The sequence below is a fragment of the Sulfolobales archaeon genome, from assembly GCA_038897115.1.
In the GTDB taxonomy this organism is placed as follows: Archaea; Thermoproteota; Thermoprotei_A; order Sulfolobales; family AG1; genus AG1.
In genome coordinates this window covers 45,334-52,983 of record JAWAXC010000005.1, presented here as the reverse complement: position 1 = coordinate 52,983, position 7,650 = coordinate 45,334, and the positions used below count along the sequence as shown (strand labels likewise).

Annotated in this window: 7 protein-coding genes; 2 read left to right on the top strand and 5 right to left on the bottom strand. The window is 43.7% G+C overall.

Annotation, left to right across the window (positions count from 1 at the left end):
- Positions 1 to 768: hypothetical protein (locus tag QXE01_01700; protein MEM4969947.1), on the bottom strand; the 768-nt coding region annotated here is incomplete at its 3' end.
- Positions 769 to 950: 182 nt separating this feature from the next.
- On the opposite strand from QXE01_01700, the gene QXE01_01695 reads away from it, so the two are divergent.
- Complete coding sequence (locus QXE01_01695) at positions 951 to 1,400, top strand: hypothetical protein (protein MEM4969946.1); 450 nt, start codon at positions 951 to 953, stop codon at positions 1,398 to 1,400.
- Positions 1,401 to 1,594: 194 nt separating this feature from the next.
- On the opposite strand, the gene trm14 is transcribed toward QXE01_01695, so the two are convergent.
- The 4 genes from trm14 to QXE01_01675 form a co-directional block, all read right to left on the bottom strand.
- Positions 1,595 to 2,743, bottom strand: a complete 1,149-nt coding sequence (gene trm14, locus QXE01_01690) for a tRNA (guanine(6)-N2)-methyltransferase (protein MEM4969945.1) — start codon at positions 2,741 to 2,743, stop codon at positions 1,595 to 1,597.
- Positions 2,744 to 2,912: 169 nt separating this feature from the next.
- Entirely contained in the window at positions 2,913 to 4,499 is a 1,587-nt protein-coding gene (locus QXE01_01685) for a D-aminoacylase (protein MEM4969944.1), read from the bottom strand.
- A gap of 108 nt (positions 4,500 to 4,607) precedes the next feature.
- A complete protein-coding gene (locus QXE01_01680; protein ID MEM4969943.1) occupies positions 4,608 to 5,333 on the bottom strand; it encodes a 7-carboxy-7-deazaguanine synthase QueE in 726 nt (241 codons plus the stop codon).
- 53 nt (positions 5,334 to 5,386) lie between these two features.
- Positions 5,387 to 6,361 carry an ornithine cyclodeaminase family protein gene (locus tag QXE01_01675; protein MEM4969942.1) on the bottom strand — a complete coding sequence of 325 codons (975 nt, stop codon included), beginning with the start codon at positions 6,359 to 6,361 and terminating at the stop codon, positions 5,387 to 5,389.
- 315 nt (positions 6,362 to 6,676) lie between these two features.
- Here QXE01_01675 and QXE01_01670 point away from each other — a divergent pair, with 315 nt between their 5' ends.
- Positions 6,677 to 7,648 carry an ABC transporter permease gene (locus tag QXE01_01670; GenBank protein ID MEM4969941.1) on the top strand — a complete coding sequence of 324 codons (972 nt, stop codon included), beginning with the start codon at positions 6,677 to 6,679 and terminating at the stop codon, positions 7,646 to 7,648.
- Positions 7,649 to 7,650 lie beyond the last annotated feature (2 nt).

Here is a 7,650-nt window from a genome sequence, read left to right as displayed (position 1 = left end):
GGAGAAAAGGGCTATTATGGAGAGTATAGATAGAATAGCTATTAATCTCCTGATAGAGAGAAGGTTTAGGATATATAGCGATGATGCTGATATAGCGATGCCTAGAACACCCAGCACTATTGTCGCAGGTGCCGCAGCTATAAGCACACTATGGAGATCATCTTCTCTATTGATCTCAACAGGAGCTATGATCAGCGATACCAGTATAGCCAAAATACCTATTCTAAATAATGCGAGGGCAAAGCCGTCTTCAGTGAGAGAGGATCGGAGGAAATAGACTGTATAGAGTGAGAGGCCAGCAAATAGGATCACATCATATGAGAGATATACCATGGGAAGGGGTATGATATGCGATATATTAAGAGGGTTATAACCCGATATGAAAGGCTCTAAAGGCCTAATATCGCTATAGATGAGAGAATCGAGGATAATATGTAATAGCCATCCCAAGATCCCTGCGAAGATATAGCTGAAAAGCCCCTCAGATCCATGGGATAGATACAGGGATCTATATAGAGCTCTTAGAAAACCAACGCGCCTCTCAAGAAAATACATAGCAGATCCAGCTATAGATCCCATAAACACCCCTAGTAAGAGAGTATGGGAATAGCCGTGAACCCTACCCTCAATAACGCCGAGCATAACCATGATAGGCTCTATATCAACAATAATAGCCGTTACTATCAATAAGGTAGGTAGATGGATCCATCTCTTAATAGGCAAGCCAGCCAGTAAACCAGATGCGATGTGATATGATGTAAACGGCATATAGAATACCCCTAATAACATCTAGAAAGACCATTAATAAACCCTATTCGTTTGACCAAGCCTAACAACTATGTATAAAGTTAGGTAAATGCCTATAAGTTCTCTCTAAGTCCGGAGATCTTCTTGGCATAGAGAGGCTATGTTTTTTATTAACTCTTATAGCATCTATCTCTATGAGGTCTATGGCTGAGCATGTTACATCTATCGGGTTAGATGTTATAGCTTCTATCCTTACAGAGTATGCTAAGAAGATCATTGATAAGGCTGTTAGGGGTGAGAAGCTAAGTGACTGGGAGGTAGGCTTCCTACTTATGGAGGCTACTAGGAGGACCTTAGAGGCTAGAATGGATGCTATTGAGAAGAGAATGGCAGGCCTTGAAGAGAGCCTGAAGACTAGGATGGAGTCTCTTGAGAAGAGTCTATCAGAGAGAATGAATTCTATTGAGAAGAGGATGGATATGCTTGAGAAGAGGATTGGGGAGGTTGAGAAGAACCTAACCATGAGGATCGAGCTCCTAGAGAAAAGGGTTGAGGGCTTGGAGACTGATATGAAGCAGTTGAGGGCAAGCATGGATAGCCTGAGAGACCTGATAATAAACAGACTTGTAGAAGCCTTGGTCAGAAGGCCATAGAAGGCTGGCTTGATTAGGATTTTCCAGGGTTTCCCAGCCGCTATTTATATTGCTGATCTCTTTTCAGCCCAAAGGGCTAGGTCTTCAGCTACAGATCCTTTTAAAGTCAACACTATTTAGAATGGGTCGTAGGGGCGGTTCTAAGGTGTTTTACAGCTATAGAGATTTTAGAAGATCTTCAGTGTTGATTGTATCTAGAGCTTTAAACTATATATCTTTGCCCATAGGCCTCCGTGCATCACATCCCTAGAAGCCTTTATCTCTACATCAGCTCTTTGGGATGCCTCTTCGAACTGCTTTGTTGATGCTGTTATCAGAACTAATCTAGATCCTCTGTAGAGGTTCTTCAACGTTTCGAGTAGATCTGTGTAGAATTTATCTATCTTCTCCAGCCTATGGGATCTCATTCCATAGGGTGGGTTTGTTACGATGACCTCAGCATCTATATCTTTATAGCTCTCTCTCCTCGTAGCATCTCCAAGGACAAATTTTATTGTATCTATAACCTTAGCTGATCTAGCATTCTCATAAGCCCCTGCTAGGTGTTGAGGACTTATATCTAGGCATGTTATCTTATAGCTATCCATCCGAATCTCCCCGATCAGCTTTGTCGCGATCTCCCTCTCGAGCAGGGGGTCGTATAGCGGTAGCTTTCTAAATAGATAGTCCTGTCTAAAGAGCACCGTGGGTATTTTTCTAGCCATGTGGGCGGCCTCGATAGGTATTGTGGCGCCGCCGCAGAGAGGGTCTAGGAGGGGCTCGCCCTTATAACCGCTTAGCCTGATCATAGCCGCTGCTAGAAGGGTCTTCAAAGCTGCGGGGTGGTTATAAACCCTATATCTCCTCCTAGCGAGGGTCTCTCCAGTGGTGTTCACACCGATTAAAACCTCATCATCTCTTACAAAGACCTCGATAAGGACATCGGGGTTCTCGAGATCTACCCTAGGTCTAACGCCTTTACTAGATAGGTAGGAGTCTATCACAGCTGCACCAACAACCCTAGCAACATCTATGCTCGTGAAGCTATGCTCGCCCAGCCTCTCACATCTAACAGCAAAACTCCTGCCAGGATCTAGGATCCCTGTATATTCGATACCCCTTGCAACTCTATATATATCTTCTAGCCTCTCGAACCTCTCATGGGCAAGCTCTATAAAGATCTTGTTGATCGTTCTGGCAGAGAAGTTAAGCCTATAGATATCCTCGAGATAACCCTCGAAAAAAACCTTACTACGGCCATACCCACGGATCGATGCATCGAGTGATGAGAGCTCCTCAGCAGCAATATCCTCAATACCCGGGATAGTGGTTGCGAAGAACCTCAGCCTCTTCCCGCTAGACACAACATAAGCCCCCTATCCACCATATTAATAAGATAGTTTATGATAAATGCTACTGTAGCTCTGAAATTCTTAAACCACTCACAGCATCACTTGATCTAGCGTTATTATCTGAGAAGCAATTGTAGATCTCTAGCCATAGATGTCTTTAGCGTGGGGAATATGTTCTCATCTAGGCTTTTCCTAGTCTCAATACCCTCCCACATCTCTTCCTACCCACTAGCCTTCCATTATCAACTGCTATGCATCCATTTATAATGACATATATAATCCCCTTGGGATATGAATGGGGGTTCTCATATGTAGCAGTATCTTCTACCTTATAATAGTCAAATATAGTTATATCTGCCTTCATCCCTGGCCTAAGGATCCCTCTATCGAGCAGTCTTAGTTTTCTTGCTGGTAGCGATGTCATCTTCCTTATAGCCTCTTGGAGCGATATCAGCTTCTTCTCCCTAACATATCTAGCTATAATCCTCGGAAATGTCCCATAGCTTCTTGGATGGGGCTTTCCTACTCCTTGCCTCGTTATGGATCCATCGCTTCCAATTGCTATAAGTGGGTGTGAGATAACCTTTTCCACATCCTCCTCCCTCATACCATATATAATTATTCTTGTGCTGAGCTCATCCTCCACGAGTATTTTCACGATCGCCTCAACCGGGTCTAGACCTAGCTTCTCCGCGATCTTATCGATCCTCATGCCCTCATACTCTCTATGCCTTGGGGAGAACGAGATCGAGATATCTGACCAGGATAGATATCTCCCCTCTATGATCTCTCCTCCTAGGTTCTCCCTAATATAGTTGATAACCCTGGGATCTCTAAGCCTTTCTAGAACCTCCTCCCCAGCCCCTTCTCTAATGTGTTTAGGGAGTAGTGCTGTCATGCTGGTTGAAGATGCTGTATATGGATATGCATCAGCAGATATATCATATCCCCTTGATACATACTCCGAGATCAGATCTAGAGCTACCGTGATCTTACCCCATGCAGGCCTCCCACTAGCCTTTAGATGGGAGATCTCCACCGAGATCCCTGTCTCTAAACCAACACCTATAGATTCAATGATAGAGTCTATGAGACCTACACCCTCGTTCCTCATATGGGTTGCATATAACCCGCCGAACCTCGCGGCAACCTTTGCAAGCTCTATAATCTCCCTAGCATCTCCAAACATGCTGGGCACATATATAAGCCCGGTGCTCAGCCCGAAGGCCCCGGATCTCATCGCCTCCTCAACATATCTCTTCATCTCCTCAAGCTCTCTCTCGCTAGGCTTTATATCGCTATAGCCCAGAACAGCTGATCTTATGGCTCCATGCCCAACTAGAGGGGCGATGTTGATGCCAGGCTCTACATCTTCAAGAGCGTCTAGGTATTCTCCGAAGCTCCTCCATCTAATATCTATATTCGGATGTATTCTGTTAACATTCTTCGTATACTCATCCCTATTTAGATCGCTTAGAGGGGCTGGCGAGGATCCACAGTTACCCGTTACAATCGTAGTGACTCCCTGCAACACATAGTTATCCGCAGTCGGGATCTCCATTATCGATAGATCGCTGTGGTTATGGATATCGATAAATCCAGGTGATATATAGAGGCCCCTAGCATCTATAGTGATCTCTGCTTCTACGCCTGAGAGATCCTTTATAGCCGCTATAGTATCACCAACAATACCTATATCAGCTCTGAAGGGAGGGGATCCTGTTCCATCGACTATGATTCCATTTTTAATAACTATATCGTATCTCATCCCATTCAGCCTCTACACAAAACATTGACTTAAAATATTTTATTCTAGGGGCTCTCAGATCTCATTGGATCCTCTATAACTATTCTAGCCCTTATTCAGCTCTATATACTATTTCCACCCATATACCAGGTGTAGCCTTGGAGATAGCTTGAAACCATATTCTCTGCATAGCTTCTCAACCATCTCCACCCTAGAGAGATACTCCTCCCTGGATCTGGACTCAGGCATTAAGTACACCCTATCCCTTGGCAGTGGCACGCTATCTATGTACCAGAGAACCTCCTCTATATCGCTCTCATCCATAACTACGAATTTGAATATCGCCTTCCCACTATTTACCAGGGTTCTCAGAGGGGCTTCTCTATATCTTATGCTGAGGGGCATACCTGAGTTGGATAGTTTTGGTGATACGTTGAACTGATCTACAAGCTCTATCAGCTCTCTCCGAGGCTCTATAGTGCCGTTCGTCTCGATCTCTACCCTTGGTTTGAAGCCATATCTCTCTATAAATGTTTTTAGAAGGGTTGTTATTGAGCTCTGCCTCATGAGGGGTTCTCCACCTGTTATTACTAGCATATATCCATTCAATAGATCCTTGATCCAGCCTCTCGCCTCCCACATATCTAGTATATGATCTATGCTGTATATCTCACCCCTAACCCATATATCTATTGTATCACACCATCTACATAGTAGGTTGCATCCCTGGAGTCTTAGGAATATAGCTGGGTAGCCAGCTGTGGGCCCCTCCCCCTGGTAGCTCTTGAACATCTCGGATACTGCTAGCTCTCTATCTGATGTCCTCATGAATCTATAGTCTGCTGGGATCTTCATCTTCAAATAGATTCTATCCCATTGCCTCAGGTGTTAGAGGGCTTATAACTGTGTTAGAAGAACCTATCCTCCCAGTAGCCCTTGAACTCAACCTCCCTCCCCAACCCCCTCTCCCTAGCCCTGTCATAGACTAGCTTTGCAACAGCTACATCCCATAGTGCTATTCCGTGGGACTTGAAGATCGTTATATCATCCTCAGAGCCCCTGCCAACCCTGCCAGTAACAACCTCCCAGAGCTCGTAAACCCTGTCCCACGATATATAGCCCGTGCTCACAGCATTTATTATATCCCCAGACTCTCTCTGGGCCTGCTCCTTGTTATCAGTTACAACCAGATCTGCTTTTTGGAATACCTCTGGATAGGCCTCCGATCTCGAGGGGTGGTTAGATCCCACGAGGTTTATATGGGAGCCCTTTTCAACCCACTCAGCCCTTACAAAGGGCTCTCTAGAGTTTGTAGCTGTTGAGATCACATCGCTCGAGCTTATAACCTCCCTATAGCTCTGGGCTACAAGGGCCTTCAAACCCTTCTCAGAGAGCTTTCTAGCCATGGAATCCGCGTGATCCCTGTTGAGGGAGTATATAAGGATTCTCTCGGGATCCATAACCTTGGCAATAGCTAGAGCCTGTGTATATGCCTGCCTCCCAGAACCAATGATCCCAAGCCTAGAGGCACCCCTTCTAGCTAGATACCTAGTTGCAAGGGCACTCGCAGCCCCAGTCCTAATCCTACTCAGAATATCACCCTCAATCACAGCCAACAACCTAGAATCCTCGATACTATATAGGAGGATCACAAAAACAGTCCTGGCAGGGGTAGAGAGATAGGCCTTAACACCACTAACACCCAGAGGCTCGATAGTAGATGACATAACATGAAGCACAGAGGACTTAGAATAAACCCTAGACCTTGGATTAACATGGGCAACACCCTCAGACTGCATACGAGTAGCATTTTCAATAGCCTCAATAGCATCGCTAAAATCCAAGAGCCTTAGAACATCCCCCTCAGAAATCAGAAGAACCATAGAAGCACCAAGTGGAATTACGTGAATACCCTTTTAAATCAAATCGAGCAGGACAACTAGCTTATAGAAATTGATTCTAACTCTAGATCTTCTTAGCATCTTTAAAAGTAGGAGGGTCTCTATAGGCTTAGCTGTGACTCGTTACTAGAATTTCCTTTGTGCTTCAAAATGTGTTTTATTATTAAGGAGGAATAGCTCTATTTCTTATCCTAGTGTCTTGAATTATGCAGGTTTCTATCCGTGGTAATTTTTATAGCTGTTATGTTTTAGAAGAATATATTAAGACGTATTATTTACTATAGCAGGGGCTTATAATTGTCAGCTATTAGATCATTTATTCTTAGGAGGGCGATTCTCTATATAGCTCTATTCTTTGGAGTTATAGTAGTTACATTCATATTAATACATTTAGCACCTGGAGATCCAACATATGTACTTGCTGGTGAGGTTACAGATGAAAAGTTTATAAGATCTGTAAGGGAGAAATTTGGCCTTGATAAACCTTTACATGAACAGCTTCTCATATACATAGGAAATGTGCTTAGAGGAGACTTGGGTTATTCATATCTGAGATCAGAGCCTGTAGTATCTCTTATAATAAGTAGGATTCCAGCTACATTTCTTTTAGTATTTAGCGCCATGGCCATAGCATCAGCTCTAGGAATATTCTTAGGGGTGCTCGCAGCCTCTAGAAAAGGGGCTATCGATACCTTCATATCAATAACATCTATTGTAGGAATATCTATACCATATTTTTGGCTTGGCCAGATTATGCTCATAGCTTTTGCAGTATATTTAGGTCTCTTTCCTACAGGAGGGATGACATCTGTCAGAGGGAGCTATGAGGGTATACTATATTATATCGATATACTATATCATCTCTTCCTCCCAGCCACAACACTTGCTATATTCAACATAGCGTATGTTACTAAGATAACAAGAGGGGCCATAATCAATGAGCTAGCTCAAGACTATATAACAACCGTGAGAGCCATAGGAATGTCTGAAAAAAAGATCCTATATAGATATGCCTTAAGAGGAGCCCTCATACCTATAACTACTTTCATAGGGTTTAACACAGGAGTTTTACTAGTAGGAGCGATAGTGACGGAGACCGTATTCTCATGGCCAGGTATGGGATCGCTTCTCTATAGCTCGTTAAAGCTTAGGGATTATCCGGTAATGCTTGGGATATTCATCTATGGATCCCTAATAATAATTATTGCTAATTTCATAGTTGATCTTCTATATATGATCCTAGATCCAAGGACTAGGAGGGGGGTGTAGTG

Excerpts from the sequence above, each read along its gene's own strand:
- QXE01_01675 (MEM4969942.1), bottom strand. The coding sequence starts at position 6,361 with ATGGTTCTTCTGATTTCTGAGGGGGATGTTCTAAGGCTCTTGGATTTT.
- QXE01_01685 (MEM4969944.1), bottom strand. The coding sequence starts at position 4,499 with ATGAGATACGATATAGTTATTAAAAATGGAATCATAGTCGATGGAACA.
- QXE01_01680 (MEM4969943.1), bottom strand. The coding sequence starts at position 5,333 with ATGAAGATCCCAGCAGACTATAGATTCATGAGGACATCAGATAGAGAG.
- QXE01_01695 (MEM4969946.1), top strand. The coding sequence starts at position 951 with ATGGCTGAGCATGTTACATCTATCGGGTTAGATGTTATAGCTTCTATC.